This is a genomic window from Pseudomonas sp. MF6394 (assembly GCF_002018845.1).
Taxonomy (GTDB): domain Bacteria; phylum Pseudomonadota; class Gammaproteobacteria; order Pseudomonadales; family Pseudomonadaceae; genus Aquipseudomonas; species Aquipseudomonas lactis.
In genome coordinates this window covers 36,969-58,667 of record NZ_MVOJ01000003.1, presented here as the reverse complement: position 1 = coordinate 58,667, position 21,699 = coordinate 36,969, and the positions used below count along the sequence as shown (strand labels likewise).

Annotated in this window: 22 protein-coding genes; 11 read left to right on the top strand and 11 right to left on the bottom strand. The window is 60.7% G+C overall.

Annotation, left to right across the window (positions count from 1 at the left end; translation table 11 throughout):
- Window positions 1-13: 13 nt before the first annotated feature.
- The 3 genes from ctaD (at window position 14) to MF6394_RS04770 (ending at window position 3,219) form a co-directional block, all read left to right on the top strand.
- A complete protein-coding gene (ctaD, locus tag MF6394_RS04780) occupies window positions 14-1,597 on the top strand; it encodes a cytochrome c oxidase subunit I (protein WP_003187339.1) in 1,584 nt (527 codons plus the stop codon).
- A 147-nt stretch (window positions 1,598-1,744) separates the two neighbouring features.
- The gene (locus MF6394_RS04775) at window positions 1,745-2,296 is read left to right on the top strand and encodes a cytochrome c oxidase assembly protein (RefSeq protein ID WP_078466258.1); all 552 of its coding nucleotides are present in this window, start codon (window positions 1,745-1,747) and stop codon (window positions 2,294-2,296) included.
- A gap of 35 nt (window positions 2,297-2,331) precedes the next feature.
- Window positions 2,332-3,219 carry a cytochrome c oxidase subunit 3 gene (locus MF6394_RS04770; RefSeq protein WP_044270265.1) on the top strand — a complete coding sequence of 296 codons (888 nt, stop codon included), beginning with the start codon at window positions 2,332-2,334 and terminating at the stop codon, window positions 3,217-3,219.
- 6 nt (window positions 3,220-3,225) lie between these two features.
- Here MF6394_RS04770 and MF6394_RS04765 read toward each other — a convergent pair whose 3' ends face one another.
- Complete coding sequence (locus MF6394_RS04765; RefSeq protein ID WP_003187345.1) at window positions 3,226-3,429, bottom strand: twin transmembrane helix small protein; 204 nt, start codon at window positions 3,427-3,429, stop codon at window positions 3,226-3,228.
- Between the two features lie 32 nt (window positions 3,430-3,461).
- On the opposite strand from MF6394_RS04765, the gene MF6394_RS04760 reads away from it, so the two are divergent.
- From MF6394_RS04760 to MF6394_RS04740, 5 genes are read left to right on the top strand one after another with little or no spacing between them, the layout of a single operon-like run.
- The gene (locus tag MF6394_RS04760; RefSeq protein ID WP_044270267.1) at window positions 3,462-4,226 is read left to right on the top strand and encodes an SURF1 family protein; all 765 of its coding nucleotides are present in this window, start codon (window positions 3,462-3,464) and stop codon (window positions 4,224-4,226) included.
- Window positions 4,192-4,776 carry a hypothetical protein gene (locus tag MF6394_RS04755; protein WP_078466257.1) on the top strand — a complete coding sequence of 195 codons (585 nt, stop codon included), beginning with the start codon at window positions 4,192-4,194 and terminating at the stop codon, window positions 4,774-4,776. The genes MF6394_RS04760 and MF6394_RS04755 overlap by 35 nt, the downstream gene beginning before the upstream one ends.
- A gap of 10 nt (window positions 4,777-4,786) precedes the next feature.
- The gene (locus tag MF6394_RS04750; RefSeq protein WP_044270271.1) at window positions 4,787-5,866 is read left to right on the top strand and encodes a COX15/CtaA family protein; all 1,080 of its coding nucleotides are present in this window, start codon (window positions 4,787-4,789) and stop codon (window positions 5,864-5,866) included.
- On the top strand, window positions 5,854-6,753 hold the full coding sequence (cyoE, locus tag MF6394_RS04745; RefSeq protein ID WP_044270274.1) for a heme o synthase: 900 nt from the start codon (window positions 5,854-5,856) through the stop codon (window positions 6,751-6,753). Before MF6394_RS04750 ends, cyoE begins: the two co-directional genes overlap by 13 nt.
- Window positions 6,750-7,385 (top strand): SCO family protein, encoded by a 636-nt coding sequence (locus MF6394_RS04740; protein WP_044270276.1) that lies wholly within the window; start codon window positions 6,750-6,752, stop codon window positions 7,383-7,385. The genes cyoE and MF6394_RS04740 overlap by 4 nt, the downstream gene beginning before the upstream one ends.
- Window positions 7,386-7,517: 132 nt before the next feature.
- Here MF6394_RS04740 and MF6394_RS04735 read toward each other — a convergent pair whose 3' ends face one another.
- Genes MF6394_RS04735 through MF6394_RS04725 form a run of 3 tightly spaced genes read right to left on the bottom strand, consistent with a single transcriptional unit; the run spans window position 7,518 to window position 10,021 of the window.
- Window positions 7,518-8,288 (bottom strand): MetQ/NlpA family ABC transporter substrate-binding protein, encoded by a 771-nt coding sequence (locus MF6394_RS04735; RefSeq protein ID WP_047712804.1) that lies wholly within the window; start codon window positions 8,286-8,288, stop codon window positions 7,518-7,520.
- A 51-nt stretch (window positions 8,289-8,339) separates the two neighbouring features.
- Window positions 8,340-9,014 (bottom strand): methionine ABC transporter permease, encoded by a 675-nt coding sequence (locus tag MF6394_RS04730; RefSeq protein WP_003187354.1) that lies wholly within the window; start codon window positions 9,012-9,014, stop codon window positions 8,340-8,342.
- Window positions 9,014-10,021, bottom strand: a complete 1,008-nt coding sequence (locus MF6394_RS04725) for a methionine ABC transporter ATP-binding protein (RefSeq protein WP_044270278.1) — start codon at window positions 10,019-10,021, stop codon at window positions 9,014-9,016. Before MF6394_RS04725 ends, MF6394_RS04730 begins: the two co-directional genes overlap by 1 nt.
- 265 nt (window positions 10,022-10,286) lie before the next feature.
- On the opposite strand from MF6394_RS04725, the gene katE reads away from it, so the two are divergent.
- Window positions 10,287-12,428: a catalase HPII gene (gene katE, locus MF6394_RS04720; protein WP_078466256.1), complete on the top strand. Its 2,142-nt coding sequence runs from the start codon at window positions 10,287-10,289 to the stop codon at window positions 12,426-12,428.
- 86 nt (window positions 12,429-12,514) lie between these two features.
- Here the strand turns inward: katE and MF6394_RS04715 are convergent, their stop codons facing one another.
- The 4 genes from MF6394_RS04715 to zur are packed head-to-tail and all read right to left on the bottom strand — an operon-like array spanning window position 12,515 to window position 15,305.
- Complete coding sequence (locus MF6394_RS04715) at window positions 12,515-13,234, bottom strand: PA5502 family lipoprotein (protein WP_047712806.1); 720 nt, start codon at window positions 13,232-13,234, stop codon at window positions 12,515-12,517.
- Window positions 13,235-13,271: 37 nt separating this feature from the next.
- The gene (gene znuB, locus MF6394_RS04710) at window positions 13,272-14,060 is read right to left on the bottom strand and encodes a zinc ABC transporter permease subunit ZnuB (protein ID WP_003187359.1); all 789 of its coding nucleotides are present in this window, start codon (window positions 14,058-14,060) and stop codon (window positions 13,272-13,274) included.
- Window positions 14,053-14,823, bottom strand: coding sequence for a zinc ABC transporter ATP-binding protein ZnuC (gene znuC / locus MF6394_RS04705; protein ID WP_003187361.1), 771 nt, complete (start codon window positions 14,821-14,823; stop codon window positions 14,053-14,055). Before znuC ends, znuB begins: the two co-directional genes overlap by 8 nt.
- Window positions 14,823-15,305: a zinc uptake transcriptional repressor Zur gene (gene zur / locus MF6394_RS04700; RefSeq protein WP_032894315.1), complete on the bottom strand. Its 483-nt coding sequence runs from the start codon at window positions 15,303-15,305 to the stop codon at window positions 14,823-14,825. The genes znuC and zur overlap by 1 nt, the downstream gene beginning before the upstream one ends.
- 58 nt (window positions 15,306-15,363) lie before the next feature.
- On the opposite strand from zur, the gene MF6394_RS04695 reads away from it, so the two are divergent.
- A complete protein-coding gene (locus tag MF6394_RS04695; protein ID WP_078466255.1) occupies window positions 15,364-16,293 on the top strand; it encodes a zinc ABC transporter substrate-binding protein in 930 nt (309 codons plus the stop codon).
- Between the two features lie 130 nt (window positions 16,294-16,423).
- Here the strand turns inward: MF6394_RS04695 and MF6394_RS04690 are convergent, their stop codons facing one another.
- Both MF6394_RS04690 and MF6394_RS04685 read right to left on the bottom strand, forming a co-directional pair.
- Window positions 16,424-17,377 (bottom strand): homoserine kinase, encoded by a 954-nt coding sequence (locus tag MF6394_RS04690; protein WP_069556973.1) that lies wholly within the window; start codon window positions 17,375-17,377, stop codon window positions 16,424-16,426.
- Window positions 17,378-17,433: 56 nt separating this feature from the next.
- On the bottom strand, window positions 17,434-17,724 hold the full coding sequence (locus MF6394_RS04685; RefSeq protein ID WP_003187366.1) for a DUF2782 domain-containing protein: 291 nt from the start codon (window positions 17,722-17,724) through the stop codon (window positions 17,434-17,436).
- A gap of 74 nt (window positions 17,725-17,798) precedes the next feature.
- On the opposite strand from MF6394_RS04685, the gene polA reads away from it, so the two are divergent.
- Window positions 17,799-20,594 (top strand): DNA polymerase I, encoded by a 2,796-nt coding sequence (polA, locus tag MF6394_RS04680; protein ID WP_069556974.1) that lies wholly within the window; start codon window positions 17,799-17,801, stop codon window positions 20,592-20,594.
- Window positions 20,595-20,865: 271 nt separating this feature from the next.
- Here the strand turns inward: polA and yihA are convergent, their stop codons facing one another.
- On the bottom strand, window positions 20,866-21,507 hold the full coding sequence (gene yihA / locus MF6394_RS04675; protein ID WP_003187369.1) for a ribosome biogenesis GTP-binding protein YihA/YsxC: 642 nt from the start codon (window positions 21,505-21,507) through the stop codon (window positions 20,866-20,868).
- Window positions 21,508-21,699: the final 192 nt, after the last annotated feature.

Here is a 21,699-nt window from a genome sequence, read left to right as displayed (position 1 = left end):
CAGGAGAACGGCCATGAGCACTGTGATCGACCATGGTCATGCCGACCACGCCCATGGGCCCGCCAAAGGCTTGATGCGCTGGGTGCTGACCACCAACCACAAAGACATCGGCACCATGTACCTGTGGTTTGCCTTCACCATGTTCCTGCTCGGTGGCTCGTTTGCCATGGTGATCCGCGCCGAGCTGTTTCAGCCAGGCCTGCAGATCGTGCAACCGGCGTTCTTCAACCAGATGACCACCATGCACGGCCTGATCATGGTGTTCGGCGCGGTGATGCCGGCGTTTGTCGGCCTGGCCAACTGGATGATCCCACTGATGATCGGCGCGCCGGACATGGCCCTGCCGCGCATGAACAACTTCAGTTTCTGGCTGCTGCCGGCGGCGTTCCTGCTGCTGGTGTCTACCTTGTTCACGCCCGGCGGCGGGCCGAATTTCGGCTGGACCTTCTACGCTCCGCTCTCCACCACCTATGCGCCGGAAAGCGTGACGTTCTTTATCTTTGCCATCCACCTGATGGGCATCAGTTCGATCATGGGCGCGATCAACGTGGTCGCGACCATCCTCAACCTGCGCGCGCCAGGCATGACCCTGATGAAAATGCCGCTGTTCGTGTGGACCTGGCTGATCACCGCGTTCCTGCTGATCGCGGTGATGCCGGTACTGGCGGGCTGTGTGACCATGATGCTGATGGACATTCACTTTGGCACCAGCTTCTTCAGTGCGGCCGGTGGTGGCGATCCGGTGCTGTTCCAGCATGTGTTCTGGTTCTTCGGCCACCCCGAGGTGTACATCATGATCCTGCCGGCCTTTGGCGCGGTCAGCTCGATCATCCCGACCTTCTCGCGCAAGCCACTGTTCGGTTACACCTCGATGGTCTACGCCACTGCGAGCATCGCGTTCCTGTCGTTCATCGTGTGGGCGCACCACATGTTCGTGGTGGGCATTCCGCTGGTCGGTGAGCTGTTCTTCATGTACGCCACCCTGCTGATCGCCGTGCCCACCGGGGTGAAGGTGTTCAACTGGGTCAGCACCATGTGGCAAGGCTCACTGACGTTCGAGACGCCGATGTTGTTTGCGGTGGCCTTTGTGATCCTGTTTACCATTGGCGGCTTCTCCGGGCTGATGCTGGCGATTGCCCCGGCGGACTTCCAGTACCACGACACCTACTTTGTGGTGGCGCATTTCCATTACGTACTGGTGCCCGGCGCGATCTTCGGGATCTTCGCCTCGGCCTACTACTGGCTGCCGAAATGGACCGGCCACATGTACGACGAAACCTTGGGCAAGCTGCACTTCTGGTTGTCTTTCGTGGGCATGAACATGGCGTTCTTCCCCATGCACTTCGTAGGGCTGGCCGGTATGCCGCGTCGGGTGCCGGACTACAACCTGCAGTTCGCTGACTTCAACATGGTCTCGTCCATCGGTGCCTTCATGTTCGGCGCCACGCAGATCTTCTTCCTGTTCATTGTCATCAAGTGCATCCGTGGCGGCCCGCCTGCGCCGGCCAAGCCGTGGGATGGCGCCGAGGGCCTGGAATGGAGCGTGCCCTCGCCGGCGCCGTATCACACGTTTACAACGCCGCCGGAGGTCAAATGAACAGACGGTTGCGTTGCGAACCGGGTCAGTGTGGGAGCGGGCTTGCTCGCGAAGACGGTGTGTCAGTCAACGTTTTCGTTAGCTATGAAACCGCTTTCGCGAGCAAGCCCGCTCCCACATTGACCGAGTTCGGCTCGGGTGGGCGCCATGGCTGACTCCGTACCGCTCAAGCGCCTGGTCACCCGCCTGCTGATTTTGGTGTTGGCGATGTTCGCCTTCGGCTTCGCCCTGGTGCCGATCTATGACGTGATGTGCAAGGCATTCGGCATCAACGGCAAGACCGCCGGGCAGTACGAAGGTGAGCAAAGGGTCGACCCCTCGCGCCAGGTGCGGGTGCAGTTCCTGTCCACCAACGCCATCGACATGGTCTGGGAATTTCATTCCAAGGCCGACGAGATTGTGGTCAACCCCGGGGCTGTCAACGAGATGCTGTTCGTGGCCTACAACCCCACCGATAAGCCGATGACCGCCCAGGCGATACCCAGTATTTCCCCGGCCGAAGCCGCGATGTACTTCCACAAAACCGAATGCTTTTGCTTCAGCCAGCAAGTGTTGCAGCCCGGTGAGCGCATTGAGATGCCCGTACGTTTCATCGTCGACCGCGCGATGCCCAAGGATGTGAAGCATTTGACCCTGGCGTACACGCTGTTCGATATCACTGCGCGCCAGCCGCCCGTGGCCGTCAGGACCGGGGGCTAGCTACTGTTTGACCCCTCAATCAGGAGAGCGAATACATGTCGACTCATGATACGTACTACGTACCAGCGCAAAGCAAATGGCCAATAATTGCCACGATTGGCCTGCTGGTCACCGTGTATGGCCTGGCCGTGTGGTTCAACGACTTGAAGGCCGCGCGCCCCGAATCCCACGGGCCGTGGATCTTTTTCGTGGGCGGTTTGCTGCTGGCCTACATGCTGTTTGGCTGGTTTGGCGCGGTGATCAAGGAAAGTCGTGCCGGGCTGTACAGCGCGCAGATGGACCGCTCATTCCGCTGGGGCATGACGTGGTTCATTTTTTCGGAGGTGATGTTCTTCATCGCCTTTTTTGGTGCGCTGTTCTACGTGCGCGTCTGGGCTGGGCCTTGGTTGGCGGGCGAAGGGCCCAAGGGCATTGCCCATATGCTGTGGCCGAACTTTGAGTTTGCCTGGCCCCTGCTGAACAACCCCGACCCCAAGCTGTACCCAGCGCCCAAAGGCACCATCAGCCCCTGGGGCCTGCCGTTGGTCAACACCATCCTGCTGGTGAGTTCCAGCGTGACCATCACCATTGCCCACCATGCCCTGCGCAAAGGCCATCGTGGTGCACTGAAACTGTGGCTGGCGATCACCGTGCTGCTGGGCCTGGCGTTTCTTGGGTTCCAGGCTGAGGAATACATCCACGCCTACAAAGAGTTGGGCCTTACCCTGGGTTCAGGCGTGTACGGCGCGACGTTCTTCATGCTCACGGGCTTTCACGGCGCCCACGTGACCATCGGCACCCTTATTTTGTTTGTGATGCTGATGCGCATCCTGCGCGGGCATTTCAATGCCGAGCACCAGTTCGGTTTCGAGGCGGCCAGTTGGTATTGGCACTTTGTGGACGTGGTGTGGATCGGGCTGTTTTTCTTCGTGTATGTGCTGTGACGCTGCTTACCACGGCGCATGAGAGACCAGTTGGCCGCTGAAAAAGCCCCAGGCGATCAAGCCCACGGTGATCACGGCCAGCGTGACACGCACGGTCAAGGCGGTGACGAGGCGGTTGGAGTTGCCCTCGTCCTTGACCAGGAAGAACAAGCCACTGAACAGGCTCACGACGGTCGCGATCAGCATCAGGGCAATGGCGGCTTTGAGCATGGTCTGGCTCCGGGTTTATTGAAGGAGGGGCGATGAGATCGAGTATAGCCAGTGCCCTGCAACGCTTTCGTCCGGGCATCGCGCCGACGCTGGTGGTGCTGATGTTGCTGCCATTGATGGTGGGCCTGGGGTTCTGGCAACTGGCCCGTGGGCACGAAAAGCAACTGCTGGTAGACCGTTATGCCGAGCGCCGCGCGGCTGAGCCGGTCAGCAGTGCGCAGCTCAATGATATGGCTGATCCGGCCTTCCGCCGCGTTCATCTTCGCGGGCAACTGGATGGCGAACACAGCGTATTGCTGGATAACCGCATGCGTGACGGCAAGGCCGGTGTCGAGTTGCTGCAACCCTTCCATGACCAGGCCAGCGGCCTGTGGCTGTTGCTCAACCGTGGCTGGCTGCCCTGGCCGGACCGGCGTATCGCGCCCGCCTTTACTACCCCTGAACAGACCCTGAACCTCGACGCCTGGGTGTACGTCGCCCCTGGCGAGACCTTCCAACTGCATGCCGACCCGGCCAGCACGCAATGGCCGCGCCTGCTCACCGCGCTGCACCCCGCCGCACTGTGGGACGAACTGGGGCGCAGCGGTTTTGCCTATGAGCTGCGTGCCGAAGCGGGCCCCGGTACCTACGAAACCCACTGGCCCATCGTCGCCATGGGCCCGGAAAAACACCTGGCCTACGCCGTGCAATGGTTCGCCATGGCCTTGGCGTTGCTGGCGCTTTACCTCTACCTCGGATGGCATAACAAAAAGGAGAAGCCCCATGGGAGCGGCCATGAATCCACCCAGCACATCTGACACGCTTGATCGGCGTAAGGGTCGCTGGCAGCTGATTTTGATCCTGATGATGGTGATCGGCCCGATGGCGCTGGCCACCTTTATGTACAAATTGCAGTTCTGGGTGCCGGACAGCCGCAGCTACCACGGCGAACTGATCGGCAACGGCCAGACCCGCGCCGACATCGGCGTGCAGGCCGATGAACAGCGCTGGCAACTGTTGGTCACCGCCCCCACCGCGTGCGCTGCCGATTGCCAGCAACTGGTGTACCTGGCGCGTCAGCTGCAGATCAGCCTTGGCCGTGATGCGTCCCGTGCCAGCCATGCCCTGGCCGGCGCGCAACCTTTGAGCCGCGAATACGAGGCCAAGCTCAAGGCCGAATATCCACAGCTGCAGCGCTACCCGCTGGATGTGTCGACCTTTGCCAGGAATGCTGCCGCGCCCGGCGATGCGCAACTGTGGATTGTCGACCCCCACGGCAATCTGGTGCTGCGCTACGACGCCAAGGTCAAGGGCAAGGACTTGCTCAACGACCTGCGCCTGCTGTTGAAACTGTCGAACATCGGATAAGGGCACCGTCATGGCCAAGCCTGGATTTCGCCTCGCGCTGTTTGCCACGTTACTGGCATTGTTTGTCGTGCTGCTCGGCGCCTATACCCGCCTGACCCACGCCGGCCTCGGCTGCCCGGACTGGCCGGGCTGCTATGGCTTTATCAGCGTGCCGCACAGCGAAGCCCAACTGGCCCATGCCGAGTTGCACTTTCCCGACACGCCGGTGGAGGCCGACAAAGGCTGGGCCGAGATGACCCATCGCTACTTCGCTGGCAGCCTGGGCCTGATGATCGCGCTGCTGGCGGCGCGTTCGTGGCGTCATCGGCGTGATCCGGGCCAGCCAGTGAAGCTGCCGCTGTTCATACTGGCGGTGGTGTTGGCCCAGGCGGCGTTTGGCATGTGGACCGTGACCTTGAAGCTCTGGCCGCAAGTGGTCACCGGGCATCTTTTGGGCGGCTTTGCGACCTTGAGCCTGCTGTTTCTGCTGACCCTGCGGCTGTCCGGCGTACTGCCGGCGCTGGTCGTGCCCAAGCGCCTGCAATATTGGGCGACGGCGGGCCTGGTGCTGGTGATCGGGCAGATCGCCCTGGGCGGCTGGGTCAGTTCCAACTACGCGGCGGTGGCCTGTGTCGATTTGCCCACCTGCCATGGCCAATGGTGGCCGGCAGCGGACTTTGCCAATGGCTTTCACCTGACCCAGCACATCGGCCCCAATTACCTGGGCGGGCAGCTCGACAGCGAGGCGCGCACTGCTATCCACCTGACGCATCGCGTCGGCGCCGTGCTGGTCACGCTGGTGCTGCTCGGTTTGGCCTGGCAACTGCGGGCAGTGGGGATGACGCGCCTGGCCGGCCTGCTGTTGATCGCCCTGGCCGCGCAGATCTGCCTGGGGCTGAGCAATGTGGCGTTCGGCCTGCCGCTGCCGGTGGCAGTCGCGCACAACGCTGGCGGGGCAACGTTGTTGTTGACGCTGGTGCTGGTCAATTACCACGCGCGCACCAGCCTGGTTCGGGTGCGTCACCCGCGTCTGTTCGGTTGGCGTTTTATCCCGCGCAAACAGGTGTCGGGCCTGATCACCCTTAAAGGAGAACTGCCATGGCGACCGTGATCGGCGCACGTCGCGACCGGGCGATCTGGCGTGACTATCTGGAGCTGACCAAGCCCAAAGTAGTGGTGCTGATGCTGATCACTTCGCTGGTGGGCATGTTCCTCGCCACCCGCGCCGGGGTGCCCTGGACCGTGCTGGTGTTCGGCAACCTCGGCATTGCCCTGTGTGCCGGCGGCGCGGCGGCGGTCAATCATGTGGTGGATCGACGGATTGATGCCGTGATGGCGCGCACTCACAAGCGGCCGATGGCTGAGGGGCGTGTCTCGCCGATGGCGGCGTTAGCGTTTGCGTTGTTCCTGGCGATTGCAGGATTGGCCCTGCTGCTGGCGTTCACCAACCCGCTGGCGGCCTGGCTGACCTTGGCTTCGCTGCTGGGTTATGCGGTGATCTACACCGGCTTTCTCAAGCGAGCGACGCCGCAGAATATCGTCATCGGCGGTCTGGCCGGTGCGGCACCGCCGCTGCTGGGCTGGGTGGCGGTCACCGGCCATGTGAGTGCCGAACCCTTGCTGCTGGTGCTGATCATCTTCGCCTGGACCCCGCCACACTTCTGGGCCCTGGCCATTCACCGCAAAGAGGAATACGCCAAGGCCGACATCCCGATGCTGCCGGTCACCCATGGCGAGCACTACACCAAGGTGCATATCCTGCTGTACACCTTTGCCCTGCTGGCGGTGAGCCTGATGCCCTACGTTATTCACATGAGCGGGCTGCTCTACCTGGGCTGTGCGCTGGTATTGGGGGCGCGCTTTCTGCAATGGGCCTGGGTGTTGTACCGTGGCAGCCAGCCGCACGCGGCGATCAACACGTTCAAGTACTCTATCTGGTACTTGCTGTTGCTGTTTATCGCCCTGCTCGTAGACCACTACTTATTGTTGAACCTATGACTCGAACTCAAAAAACCGTCTTCATCCTCGTGGCCCTGGTGGCATTGATCATGGGCCTGACCGTCAACAAAGTGCTCTCGGGCAAAGGCCAGGGCGATCCCACCGCGCTGATCGACGCGGGCATCATTCTGTTGCCGCAAAGTCGTCAGTTGCCAGCGGTGACCATGACCAATCAGGAAGGCCAGCCGGTGGTGGTCAACGAGTTGAAGGGCAAGTGGAGCCTGCTGTTTTTTGGTTACACCTTCTGCCCGGATATCTGCCCGACCACCCTCGCCCAGCTTCGCCAGATCAAGAGCGAGCTGCCTAAAGAGGCTGTGGATAAGTTGCAGGTGATTCTGGTCAGCGTCGATCCGCACCGCGATACCCCGGCGCAGCTCAAGCAGTACCTGGGCTACTTCGACCCACAGTTCCAAGGCCTGACTGGCGCGAATGTGGAGGATGTGCAGAAGGTCTCGAATGCGGTGAGCATTCCCTTCATTCCGGCAGATACCAGCAAGCCGAACTACACCGTCGACCACAGCGGTAACCTGGCACTGATCGGCCCGGACGGTACCCAGCGTGGGTTTATTCGTGCGCCGTTGAACAACCAGAAGCTGGTGGCGCAGTTGCCGGGGTTGCTGCAGCGCAAATAGCAGCCATATAAAGCCGATTTTGTAGGAGCGAGCTTGCTCGCGAAGAACTCACAGGCGCCGCGTTTATTCAGGCAGCGCGCATTATCGTTGACGTTTTTCGCGAGCAAGCTCGCTCCTACAGATCGGGTTGGATCAGAACGCCGGCTTGATCGCGCCTTTGTACTTCTCTTCGATGAATTTCTTCACTTCAGGCGTGTGCAGGGCTGCAACCAGCTTCTTCACCGCGTCTGCATCTTTGTTGTCTTCGCGGGTTACCAGGATGTTCACGTAAGGCGAATCGCTGCCTTCGATCACCAGGGCATCCTTGGATGGGTCCAGCTTGGCTTCCAGGGCGTAGTTGGTGTTGATCAGCGCCAGGTCGACCTGGGTCAGCACGCGCGGCAGGGTGGCGGCTTCCAGTTCGCGGAATTTCAGCTTTTTATCGTTGCCGGTGATGTCCTTGATGGTCGACAGGATGTTGGTCGGGTCCTTCAGGGTGATCAGGCCGTTCTTGGCCAGCAGTAACAGCGCACGGCCGCCGTTGGTGGCGTCGTTCGGGATCACCACGTTGGCGCCGTCAGGCAGGTCGGCCAATTTTTTGTACTTGCTGGAGTAAGCGCCCAGAGGCTCCAGGTGCACAGCGCCGACGCTCACCAGGTGAGTGCCTTTGGCCTTGTTGAATTCATCCAGGTACGGCTGGTGCTGGAAGAAGTTGGCGTCCAGGCGTTTCTCAGCCACCTGTACGTTCGGCTGCACGTAGTCGGTGAAGACTTTGACCTTCAGGTCCACGCCTTCTTTGGCCAGGGCAGGTTTCACGAATTCGAGGATTTCGGCGTGAGGCACCGGCGAAGCAGCGACCGTAATGGTCTCGGCGTGGGCGGAAAACGCAGCCACGGCGGCGAAAGCAACCAGTAGTTTTTTCATCCAGCAAGCTCCTTGTTCGGGCGTCTGCCGGCTGTGTGCCGGCAATGGCCGTTATTTACGAGAAAAGTGCACCACCAGCCGGTCGCCGACGGTTTGCAGAATTTGCACCAGAATCAACAGCATCACCACAGTGACCACCATCACATCGGTCTGGAAGCGCTGGTAGCCAAAACGGATGGCCAGGTCGCCCAGGCCGCCAGCACCGACCACACCAGCCATTGCGGTGTAGGAAACCAGTGTAATCGCCGTCACCGTAATCGCTGCGAAGATGCCAGGGCGGGCTTCGGGCAACAGGGCGTTGGTGATGATCTGGCGGGTGGTAGCCCCCATGGCCTGGGTGGCTTCGATGATGCCACGGTCCACTTCGCGCAGAGCGGTTTCCACCAGGCGCGCAAAGAATGGCGTGGCGCCGACGACCAGCGGTGGGATCGCACCGGCGACACCCAGCGACGTGCCGGTGATCAGTACCGTGAACGGAATCATCACGATCAGCAGGATGATGAACGGCAGCGAGCGCAAGATATTCACGATCAGCGACAGCAGCGCGTACAGGCCTTTTTGTTCGAACAGCTGGCGCGGGCTGGTCAGGAACAACAGCACGCCCAGGGGCAGGCCCAGCAGCACGGTGAAGAACAGCGAACCGAACAGCATGGTCATGGTATCGCCGGTGGCGAGCCAGATTTCAGACCAGTCGATATTGGCGAAGAAACTCAGGAAAACGTCCATCAGCGCAGGACCTCCATGTGAACGTCGGCGGCGGTGAAGCGCGCAAACGCGGCGTCCATGTCACCGCCGGTGACGGCGAGGGTCAGTTGCCCGTAAGGGATGTCTTTGATGCGATCGATACGACCGGCAAGGATGCTGTAGTCCACCCCGGTTTCCCGGGCGACGGTACCCAGTAGTGGCGCGTAGGTCGCGTCCCCTTGGAACGTCAGGCGCACGATACGGCCTGGCACATGGGCAAAGTCGTCGCGCTGCTCGCCTTCGTCCACCTGTTCGGCTTCTTGTACGAAGCGTTTGGTGGTCGGGTGCTTGGGGTGCAGGAACACGTCGGCCACCGAACCTTGCTCGACGATCACCCCGGCGTCCATCACGGCGACCTGGTCGCATACGCGGCGGATCACGTCCATTTCATGGGTGATCAACACGATGGTCAGGTTCAACTCACGGTTGATCTCGGCCAGCAGTTGCAGGACCGACGCCGTGGTTTGCGGGTCGAGGGCGCTGGTGGCTTCGTCGCACAGCAGGATTTTTGGCTTGGTCGCCAGGGCGCGGGCGATGCCGACGCGCTGTTTCTGGCCGCCGGACAACTGCGCTGGGTACTTTTTGGCATGGTCCGACAGGCCAACGCGGGCGAGCAGCTCAGCCACACGTTGGTCGATTTCCCTGCGCGACAGTTCGCCGGCGAGCGTCAGCGGCAGCGCGACGTTGTCGGCCACGGTCTTGGACGCCAGCAAGTTGAAGTGCTGGAAGATCATGCCGACCTGCTGGCGAAAGCGCCGCAGGCCGTTGGCGTCCAGCGCAGTGACTTCTTCGCCATCCACCTTGATCTGGCCACCACTGGGCTCTTCCAGGCGGTTGATCAGGCGCAGCAGGGTGCTTTTACCGGCACCCGAGTGGCCAATCAGGCCAAACACCTGGCCGTTCTCGACGCGCAGGCTGGTGGGGTGCAGGGCGGGAATATCCTTACCGGCGACGCGGTAGGTTTTATGGACGTTTTGAAACTCGATCACGTAGCGAACCTTGTGGGGCGCATTGAAAAGGGATCAGCGGTTAGCCGGGCGCGCATTTTAGCCTGTCCGTATAGCGTTTCTTAGCATTTATTTCGTATTCATCCAGTCATTTGGCAATAACGCGATCAAAGGTCATAAAAAAGGAACGGTGCAAAACCGCGCCAGTCACTACTTAAGCAACTCGATTTCCCAGGTGCCGTGCCTGGGGTTTTGCTCAAACGAGCCGGGGACCGCTCTGGCCACTTTGAATAAGGAGTTTTGACTGATGAGTACCAAGAAGCCAGCCACCCCGCCCAAGAGTGAACTTGCGGGTACCGATACCCTGGACCGTGGCAACACCAACGCCAAGTTGCAGGCCCTGGAAGAATTCCGCTCTGATGCGACCGGTCAGGCCTTGCGCACCAACCAAGGCGTGAAGATTTCCGATAACCAGAACAGCTTGAAAGTCGGCGCGCGCGGCCCGTCGCTGCTCGAAGACTTCATCATGCGTGAAAAGATCACGCACTTCGACCATGAGCGCATCCCGGAGCGCATCGTGCATGCCCGTGGTACGGGCGCCCATGGCTATTTCCAGAGTTACGGCGACCATTCGACGCTGACCAAGGCAGGTTTCCTGCGCACGCCTGAGCATAAAACCCCAGTATTCGCGCGTTTTTCCACGGTGCAGGGCCCGCGTGGTTCCGGCGACACCGTGCGTGACGTGCGCGGTTTTGCCGTGAAGTTCTTCACCGACGAAGGCAACTTCGACCTGGTGGGCAACAACATGCCGGTGTTCTTCATCCAGGATGCGATCAAATTTCCTGACTTCGTCCACGCGGTGAAACCCGAGCCTCATAACGAAATTCCTACCGGCGGTTCGGCCCACGATACGTTCTGGGATTTTGTTTCGCTGCAACCGGAATCCGCGCACATGGTGATCTGGGCCATGTCCGACCGCGCCATTCCAAAAAGCCTGCGCGCCATGCAGGGCTTTGGGGTGCACACCTTCCGTTTGATCAACACCGAAGGTAAGTCCAGCTTCGTGAAATTCCACTGGCGTCCGAAAGTCGGCACCTGCTCCCTGGTATGGGATGAGGCGCAAAAGCTGGCCGGTAAAGATACTGACTACCACCGCCGTGACCTGTGGGAAGCGATTGAAAGCGGCGATTACCCCGAGTGGGAGTTGGGCGTGCAGATCGTGGCCGAAGAAGACGAGCATAAGTTCGATTTCGACTTGCTCGACCCGACCAAGATCATTCCCGAAGAGCTGGTACCGATCACGCCGCTGGGCAAAATGGTGCTCAACCGTAACCCGGACAACTTCTTCGCTGAAGTCGAGCAGGTTGCGTTCTGCCCAGGCCACATCGTGCCGGGCATCGACTTCACCAACGACCCGTTGCTGCAAGGCCGTCTGTTCTCCTACACCGATACCCAGATCAGCCGACTGGGCGGGCCGAATTTTCATGAGATTCCAATCAACCGGCCTGTCGTGCCTTTCCATAACGGCCAGCGCGACGCTCAGCATCGTACGGTGATCGATAAGGGCCGTGCGTCCTACGAACCAAACTCCATTGATGGTGGTTGGCCGAAGGAAACCCCTGCCGGTCCTACCGATGGTGGCTTTGAGTCCTACTACGAGCGCGTCGATGCCAACAAAGTGCGTGAGCGCAGCGAATCCTTCGGTGACCATTTCTCCCAGGCGACGCTGTTCTACAACAGCATGAGCCACCACGAGAAAGAGCACATTATCGCGGCCTACAGCTTTGAGCTGGGCAAGGTGGAGCGCGAGTTCATCCGTGCGCGCCAGGTCAACGAGATCCTGGCCAATATCGACCTGGAGCTGGCCAAGCGCGTTGCGCAGAACCTGGGCTTGCCGGCGCCGACCAAGGGCACGGTGCCTGCCCGTGAAACATCGCTGAAAGAATCGCCAGCCTTGAGCCAGGTGAACTTGCTATCGGGCGATATCAAAACGCGCAAAGTGGCGATTCTGGCAGCCAACGGCGTTGATGGTGCGGCCATTGACGCGCTGAAAGCCGCGCTGGAAGCTGAAGGCGCCCATGCCAAGTTGCTGGGGCCTACTTCGGCGCCTGTGACCACCGCGCAGGGCAAGACGCTGCCGGTCGACGCCTCGATGGAAGGCATGCCGTCCATTGCCTTCGACGCAGTGTTTATCCCGGGTGGCAAAGAGTCCGTGAAGGCGCTGAGCGGTGATGGTGTGGCGTTGCATTACGTACTGGAAGCCTACAAACACCTGAAGGCGATTGCGGTAGCCAGTGATGTGAAACCCTTGCTGGATCTGCTGAAACTGGAGGCGGATGCGGGGTTGATCGTGGGCGCGGATGCCAACGCGTTCAAAGCGTTTTTTGCGGCGATTGCCCAACATCGGGTGTGGGAGCGTGAGCCGAAATCCAAGGCGATTCCGGCTTAACTTATCGGTTGTTTGTTAGGTCGTCATCGCAGGCAAGCCAGCTCCCACACCGTTCAAAGGTGGGCGCTGGCTTGCCTGCGATGCTTTTAGTCCGCCTTGCGCGGAATCAGCACAACCTGCGCCGGAATATGTTTCAGGATCTGCCGGTGAATCTTCAGGTCATACCCCGAATCAATCCGCTTGACCCGCTTGGTCAGTAACGTGGCCAGCCACGGGTAATCCTGGGTGCGTGGCACCTGGATGCTGACGTCGCACTGGTAATTCACCACATCGGTGGCGATTGCATCCAGCTGATGGCGCATATCTTCGACATCCGCCAGGTTCAGCGCCACGGTGGTGCTCGGCGCTGCCGGGTCGATGACCTTGGCGGCGGGCTTGGCTTCAGCGGCTTTCAATGCGGCTTCTGCCTGGTCCAATTCGGCTTTGCGCGCATGGCTGATGGCGCTGTTGACGCCACCCGTCAGCGCAGGGGCCTTGGGCATCAAGGCGCGGGCACGGCTCAGGGCCGTGGCGGCCGCGTTGACATCGCCCTTTTGCAACACGATCTGGCTGCGCTGCAAGTAGGCTTCGGCCAATTGACGCTGGTAAGCCTCAAGTGCCGGGTCATTGGGCGATTGGGCCTGCAGTGCGGCCAACTGGTCTTCGGCGGTGGCCAATTCGCTGCTGGCCAGGTTTTGTTCCAGCTGCGCGATGGCCGCAGCCCGCGGATCCGGAGCCTGGAGGGCGGCGGGCGGCGTACTTTGGCAGGCGCCCAGCAGCAGTGAAAATGCGGCAAGGAGCAGATAACGGGAGGTGAACGGCTTCATTCCTGCGACTCTCTATTTGCGCAAAAAGCGAGCAAGTCTACACCCCTCGACGGGGCAGGACAAAACTCAGCAGAAACAGGGCGGCCGCCGTAACCACAATCGACGGCCCGGCCGGTGTGTCCTTGAACCAGGACAGCGCCAGGCCACCACACACTGCAAGCATCCCCAGGAGGCTGGCGCCAATCGCCATCTGCTCCGGAGAGCGAGCGTGACGTTGGGCGGCGGCGGCTGGAATGATCAGCAGCGACGTGATCAACAATACGCCGACAATCTTCATCGCGACAGCAATCACCACGGCGATGAGCAACATCAGCGCCATACGCAGGCCTGCGACGGGCAAGCCCTCTACCTTGGCCAGTTCTTCATGCACGGTGATCGCCAGCAACGGGCGCCACAGGGTCACCAGCAACACCAGCACCGCAGCGCTGCCGCCGAGTATCCAGGCCAGGTCGGTCGGGCTGATCGCCAGCAGGTCGCCAAACAGGTAGGCCATCAGGTCGATGCGCACTTCATGCATGAAGCTCAGCACCACCAGGCCCAGGGACAAGGTACTGGGCGCAAGGATGCCCAGCAGTGTGTCGGAAGCCAGTGGCTGGCGTTGCTGCAGGGTCACCAGCAGCACCGCCAGCAGCAGGCAGCCGACGGTCACGGCGATGGCCGGGCTTACATCCAGCAGAAAGCCCATGGCCACGCCCAGCAAGGCGGCATGGGACAAGGTGTCGCCGAAATAGGCCATGCGCCGCCAGACCACAAACGAGCCCAATGGGCCCGCCACCAGAGCCAAAGCCAAGCCTGCCAGCAGGGCGTAGAGCAGAAAATCAGCCATGCTTGCAGCTATCTCCATGAACGTGGGGGGTATCGACGACGGCGCCATGCAGGTCATGGGCGTGGTCATGGTGGTGATGGTAGATCGCCAGGCTCTGGGCGTTCTTGCCGAACAACTCCACGAACGCCGGGTCGCCACTGACTTGTTCCGGGTGGCCGGAGCAGCACACGTGGCGGTTGAGGCAGACCACCTGGTCGGTGGTGCTCATCACCAGGTGCAAGTCGTGGGAGACCATCAGCACGCCGCAACCATGGCGGTCGCGCAGGCGGGTGATCAGGCTGTACAGCTCGGCCTGGCCGGCGACATCGACACCTTGCACGGGCTCATCAAGTACCAGCAGCTCGGGCTCGCGCAGCAAGGCGCGGGCCAGCAGCACGCGCTGCATTTCGCCGCCGGAGATGCTTTGCACCGGGTTGTCGATGACGTGTTCGGCGCCGACTTCCTTAAGCGCAGCCTGGGCGCGGGCGCGGTCTACGCCGGGAACCAGGCGCAGGAAGCGCAATACGGAGAGCGGCAACGTTGGGTCTACATGCAGCTTTTGCGGCATATAACCCACGCGAAGCTTGGGCTTGCGCCAAACCGTGCCGCTGTGGGGCTTGAGCAGCCCGAGTACGGCGCGCACCAGGGTGGTCTTGCCAGCGCCGTTGGGGCCGATCAAGGTCACGATTTGCCCCGGTTCCACGCTCAGTGCGATGTTCTCCAGCACGTTTTGCCCGGCGAACGTGACCCCGACCTGCTCCAGGCGGATTAACGCATTGCTCATCAAACCCCCTGGCAGCCTGCGCACAGGCCGACCACTTCGACCGTTTGCCCATCGACCTTGAAGCCAACGTCGGCAGCGCTTTTGACAATGGCGTCGCTGATGCTTTTTTGTTCAAGCTCAATGGCGGCGTGGCACTCGCGGCAGATCAGGAACTGACCTTGGTGCGCGTGCTCCGGGTGGTTGCAACCGACAAAGGCGTTGAGCGAGGCGATACGGTGCACCAGGCCGTTTTCCAGCAGGAAATCCAGCGCACGGTAAACGGTAGGCGGCGCGGCGCGGCGGCCGTCCTGCTCGCTGAGGACGCCGAGAATGTCGTACGCGCCCAAAGGCTTGTGGCTCTGCCACACCAGCTCCAGCACCCGGCGACGCAAGGCGGTCAGGCGCAAGCCTTTCTTTGCGCACAGGGTGTCGGCCTCTGACAATGCGGTGTGCACGCAGTGAGAGTGGTCGTGGGGACGGCTGGCAAGCGGTGTTTTAGGCATGAGCGGCGACAGATATTTGATAGAGACGTTATTATGTTACCCGTTCCTACGCCATCGAGTGGTCATCGTGTCCCGACTTTTTCCCGTTTTTGTCGTATTTGTCACCAGTTTGTTCGTTGCGGGTGCCGTTCAGGCCGAGGTCAAGGTGCTGACGAGCATCAAGCCGTTGCAACTGATCGCGGCTGCCGTGCAGGACGGCGTGGCTGTTCCAGAGGTATTGCTGCCGCCGGGGGCGTCGCCGCATAACTTCGCTTTGCGCCCATCCGACGTACGGCGCGTGCAGTCGGTCGACCTGCTGTACTGGATTGGGCCGGACATGGAAACGTTTTTGCCGCGTGTGCTCAAAGGCCGTACGGCGGCAACGGTGGCGGTGCAGGACCTGCCGGGCATGAAACTGCGCATTTTCGGCGAAGATAGCCATTCTCATGCCGATGAAGCCGACGAACATGACCACGATCACCGCCCAGGCAGCGTGGATGCGCACCTGTGGCTGTCGACCGTCAATGCGCGCGTGATCGCCGCACGGATGGCGGCCGACCTCAGCGCCGTCGACCCGGCCAATGCCGAGCGTTATCAGAGCAATGCCAAAGCGTTCGAAGAACGCCTGAACGCGCTGGATGCGCGCCTGAAGCAGCGTTTGGCGGGCGTTGATGGCAAACCTTACTTCGTGTTCCACGAAGCCTTTGATTACTTCGAAGAGGCGTACGGCTTGAAGCATGCGGGCGTGTTCAGCGTAGCCGCCGAAGTACAGCCGGGCGCCCAACACGTAGCGGCGATGCGCGCGCGTTTGCAGGAAGTGGGCAAGACTTGCGTGTTCAGCGAGCCGCCATTGCGACCTCGCTTGGCCGAAACCCTGGTGGCCGGGTTGCCGGTGAAGCTGGCGGAATTAGATGCGTTGGGTGGCTATACCCCGGCGACGGCCCAGGGTTATGAGCAGGTGCTGGAAAAACTCGGCAATGACCTCGCCGGTTGCCTGGAGTCGCTCTAACAGGTAACACAAAACCCCTGTGGGAGCGGGCTTGCTCGCGAATGCGTTGGATCAGTCAATGATGTAATAACTGACAGGTCCCATTCGCGAGCAAACCCGCTCTCATATTTTTTTGACCGAGTGGGGCTTTTTAGAGTGCGAACGGCAGCTGGACCGTGACCTGCTGACGCTGCGCCAAGCGATGCTCGAACTCAGCCGGGTCATGAATCAACACATCCTGCCCGGCAAATGACTCGGCTGCGATCAGCCGGGACAGCCAGAACCGCACGCACGCCACCCGCAGCATGGTCGGCCATAGCTCGGCTTCCTTCGCGGTAAACGCCCGTAGCCCCGCGTAAGCGCCCAGCAGGGCCCGGGCACGGTGACCGTCAATCACGCCCTCGGCATCCGAGCACCAGTCATTCAAGGCGATAGCCACGTCGTAGAGCATCGGCCCCGAACAGGCGTTGTAGAAGTCGATCAGGCCCGTCAGGTGCGTGCCTTCAAACATCGCGTTATCGCGAAACAGATCGGCGTGCACATTCGCCCGCGGCAGGCCGAGAATGTCGGCCTTGTGGGCTTCGATCTCGGCCAGCGCATCGCGCAACAGGCATTGCTGGGCCTCGTTGAGGTGCGAAATAAGCTGCGCGCCCTCGCTGAGCATCCACTCCAGGCCGCGGTCGGTCTTGCGTTCAAGTACCTTTTCGCCTTGGGTGGCCAGGTGCAGGTGGCCGAGCAGTTCGCCAACCTGGGCACAATGCTGCGCATTGGCCTCCTTGATGTGCTTGCCCGCCAGGCGCGGTTGTAGCAAGGCCGGTTTGCCCTTGAGTTCGCGCAAAGCGATGCCGTCGGTAGTGCGCAGGGCGTACGGCACCGGCAGGTCGGCGTCGTGGAGCACGTCGAGCAGCTCGATGAAGAACGGCATTTCTGCCACCGGGCCACGTTCAACCAGGGTCAGGACGAACTCGCCCTGCTCCAGACTGATAAAGAAATTGGTGTTTTCGCTGCCGGCGGCAATCCCCTGGAAATCAAGCAGGCGGCCGAGCCCGTAAGGGGCGAGAAAGGTTTCCAGCTCGGGCCGAGCCAGGGGGGTGAACACAGACATGGTTAAAACTGCCGTTACGGGCGCTGCGGTGGGCAGCGCCGGTTAAAATTAAGAAATCATTTCCATTCGAAGATCTTCCATGACGGGATCAGCATATCCGGCTGGTCAGAGCGGATGAAGTTCGCGTCGGTGCCGTCCGCACGTACCAGAAAGTACGGCGGTGCGCCCTTCGGGGTGACTTTGATTGCGTACAGGAAGCCGTTTTGGCGGTATTCCTGGATGGTTTTGTCGCCTTCCGTGCGAATGGTAACTTCCGGGTCTGCCGAAGGGGCATCGTCTGCCGCCATGGCAGCCATCGGAGCGAGTGCAATCAAACCGGTCAACAGCAGGCGATTGAATGTACGCATGATAACCTTGTCCCTTTGTTTTCATTGGTCCGGCTATTCTAGCGCCTGACCCGCCGAAAAGGTTGATCCTGCTCATGAGCCAAGCGCCCCTCGTCCTGGTGGACGGTTCTTCTTATCTGTACCGCGCCTTCCACGCGCTGCCACCGCTGACCACCTCCAAAGGCCTGCCCACCGGTGCGGTCAAGGGCGTGTTGAACATGCTCAAAAGCCTGCGCAAGCAGTACCCGGACAGCCCGTTCGCGGTGGTCTTCGACGCCAAGGGTGGGACGTTTCGCGATGAGATGTACGCCGAATACAAGGCCAACCGCCCGAGCATGCCCGATGACATGCGCCTGCAGATCGAGCCGCTGCATCAAAGCGTGATCGCTCTTGGCTTCCCGTTGCTGTGCGTCGAGGGCGTCGAGGCCGATGACGTGATCGGCACCCTGGCCCGCAGCAGCGCGGCCGCCAGCCGCCCGGTGGTGATCTCGACCGGTGACAAAGACATGGCGCAGCTGGTGGACGGCCACATTACCTTGGTCAATACCATGACCGGTAGCTCCATGGACATTGAGGGCGTTAAGGAGAAATTCGGCGTCGCTCCGGAGCAGATCATCGACTATCTGGCGTTGATGGGAGATTCGTCCGACAACATTCCCGGCGTTCCGGGCATTGGCCCCAAGACCGCCTCCGGTTTGCTGGTGGGGGTCAATGGCGGCCTCAAAGAGCTTTATGAGCAGTTGGATATTGTGCCGACCCTGCCTATCCGTGGGGCCAAGACCCTGCCGGCCAAGCTGGAAGAGCATAAAGAGATGGCATTCCTGTCCTATCAGTTGGCGACGATCAAGATCGATGTGCCGCTGGATGTTGGGTTGGATGATTTACACCTGATCGAACCGGACCGCGAAAAGCTGCTTGAGCTGTACACATTGCTGGAGTTCAAGAGCTGGTACGACGAGATCCAGCGCGATACCAAGCGTGTCGAGCTGAAGGCGGCCAATGAAGTTGCGCCCGTCGCGGATGTCGCAGTGGAAGCGGTGGTATCGGTGCCCGTAGAGACGGTTTACACCACCATTCTTGACCAGGCCACGTTCGATCTGTGGCTGAAAAAACTCAACGACGCCAAGCTGTTTGCCTTCGATACCGAAACCACCGGGATCGACGCCCAGCAGGCGCAATTGGTTGGGGTTTCGTTCGCGGTGCAGCCCCATGAGGCTGCCTACATTCCGCTGACGCACGCTTACATCGGTGCGCCGGAGCAGTTGGACCGCGACACCGTGCTGCTGGCCTTGAAACCGTTGCTGGAAGACCCGACCAAACTCAAGGTGGGCCAGCATGCCAAGTTCGACATGAATATCCTGGCCAACTGCGCCATTGGTGGCGACCCTGCCCAGGGCATTACCGTGCGCGGCATCGCCTTCGACACCATGCTCGAATCCTACGTGCTCAACTCCACCGCGACGCGGCACGATATGGACAGCCTGGCGAAGAAGTACCTGGACCACGACACGGTCAGCTTCCAGGACATCGCCGGCAAAGGCGCCAAGCAACTTACGTTCGACCAGATCGCCCTTGAGCAAGCCGGCCCTTACGCGGCCGAAGATGCTGATGTGACCTTGCGCCTGCATCAGTACCTGTACGCGCAACTGGCAGCGATCCCGAGCCTGGCCAGTGTGCTGACGGACATCGAGATCCCGCTGGTGCCGGTGCTGGCCCGCATCGAGCGCCAGGGCGCACTGGTAGACAAGGACCTGCTCGGCATCCAGAGCATCGAGCTGGGTAACAAGATGGTTGAACTGGAGCGCCAGGCCTACGAGATCGCCGGTGAAGAATTCAACCTGGGTTCGCCCAAGCAGCTTGGGGCGATTCTCTACGAAAAGCTCGGCATGCCGGTGCTGAAAAAAACCGGCAAGGGCCAGGCCTCCACGGCTGAAGAAGTGCTGGCCAAACTGGCCGAAGATGATTTCCCGCTGCCCAAGGTACTCATGCAGTACCGCAGCATGAGCAAACTCAAAAGTACCTATACCGACCGCCTGCCGGAACAGATCAACCCACGTACCGGGCGTATTCATACGTCTTACCATCAGGCCGTGGCGGCGACCGGGCGTTTGTCCTCCAGCGATCCGAACCTGCAGAACATCCCGGTGCGCACCGCCGAGGGGCGTCGCATTCGCCAGGCGTTTGTTGCGCCCAAGGGCTATAAGCTGCTGGCGGCGGACTATTCGCAGATCGAGCTGCGGATCATGGCGCATTTATCCAAGGACGAAGGCTTGATGAACGCCTTCCGCAATGACCTGGACGTGCACACCGCCACGGCGGCCGAAGTGTTCAAGGTTGAGTTGAATGAGGTCACCTCCAACCAGCGCCGCAGCGCCAAGGCGATCAACTTCGGCCTGATTTACGGCATGGGTGCCCAGAAGCTGGGCAAGGACATCGGCGTCGACACCAAGACCGCCAAGGCCTACATCGATGTGTACTTCGCCCGCTACCCAGGGGTTCGCGAATACATGGAGCGCACCCGCGCTCAGGCGGCGGATCAGGGTTATGTCGAAACCTTCTTCGGGCGACGCCTGTACTTGCCGGATATCAACTCCAACAAGCCCCAGGAGCGCGCGGCGGCCGAGCGCACAGCGATCAACGCGCCGATGCAGGGCACGGCGGCGGACATCATCAAGAAAGCCATGGTGCAGGTGGATAACTGGCTGACCGAGTCGGGCCTGGACGCCAAGGTCATCCTTCAGGTGCACGACGAATTGGTGCTGGAGGTGCGCGAAGACCTGGTCGCGCAGGTCAGCGAGAAGATTCGCGAGCATATGAGCGCGGCGGCGCAGTTGGACGTGCCTTTGGTGGTGGACGTAGGCGTAGGCGACAACTGGGACGAGGCGCACTGATTCTGCGGCTTCGCCATCACATTGCGCGGTGGCGAGGCGGTTTAGAGCGCAAACCGCGGTCAGTTATTTCCAATAGTTTTTTGAGCCTGTCGGAACTTAACCTGTGAACTGCCACTCAGAGTTACTGAATGGGTGGTGAAGCCCTTCAATGCTCCTATGTTGTGTTAAGTGTTGGCAGATAATTCCGGACCCCGCCCTAGCGGTCCGGAACTTGAACCCCGAACTTCCCCTCCCCAAAAGAAGTCCGGGGTTTTTTTTGCCCGCAGAAAAGTTATTCGGCGATTTCTGCGCCCTTGTCCGCCAATTCCATCCAGCCGGCCAGTACGGTGTAAGCCTCTTCCAAACCCATGCGCTTGGGGGCGGAGAACAGCTGAATGGTGATGGTGTCGCCCCAACCCTTACGGATTTCGGACTGCACTTTGAGCAGGGTGTTCTTGGCTGCACCGTAGGTGAGCTTGTCGGCCTTGGTCAGCAAAATGTGCATCGGCATGCCGCTGGCGACCGCCCAATCGAGCATCAGCAAGTCGAAGTCGGTCATTGGATGACGGATATCCATCATCAGAATCAAACCCTTCAAACTCTCGCGACCGCCCAGGTAAGCCTCGAGGTGACGCTGCCAGTGCAGCTTCAGCGGGATAGGTACTTTTGCATAACCGTAGCCCGGCAGGTCGACCAGACGCCGATCATCGTCTAGCTTGAAGAAATTGAGTAGTTGCGTGCGGCCCGGGGTTTTCGAGGTGCGCGCCAGGCTGGCGTGGGTCAGGGTGTTCAGTGCGCTGGATTTACCGGCGTTGGAGCGGCCGGCAAAGGCGACTTCAAAGCCCTCGTCATCGGGGCATTGGTCCACTTTGGCGGCGCTGAGCATGAAGGTGGACTGTTGGCACAGGCCGAGGATGGGGTTCTTGAGTTGCATGAGATTTCCGATGTGGGCGGTGCCGAGAAAGGGTGCGGCAAGCGGTGTCGTTTCCGTTTCAGTAGCGCCAGTATATAATGCCGCAGATTTTGTGTGTGCTTTGTCCCAGCGAAGGATGAAGTTCACGGGAGCGAAAGACCTTTATTGCGCATTAGAACGCAAAACGCTCTCAAACCCTGAAAAGGTCGATGT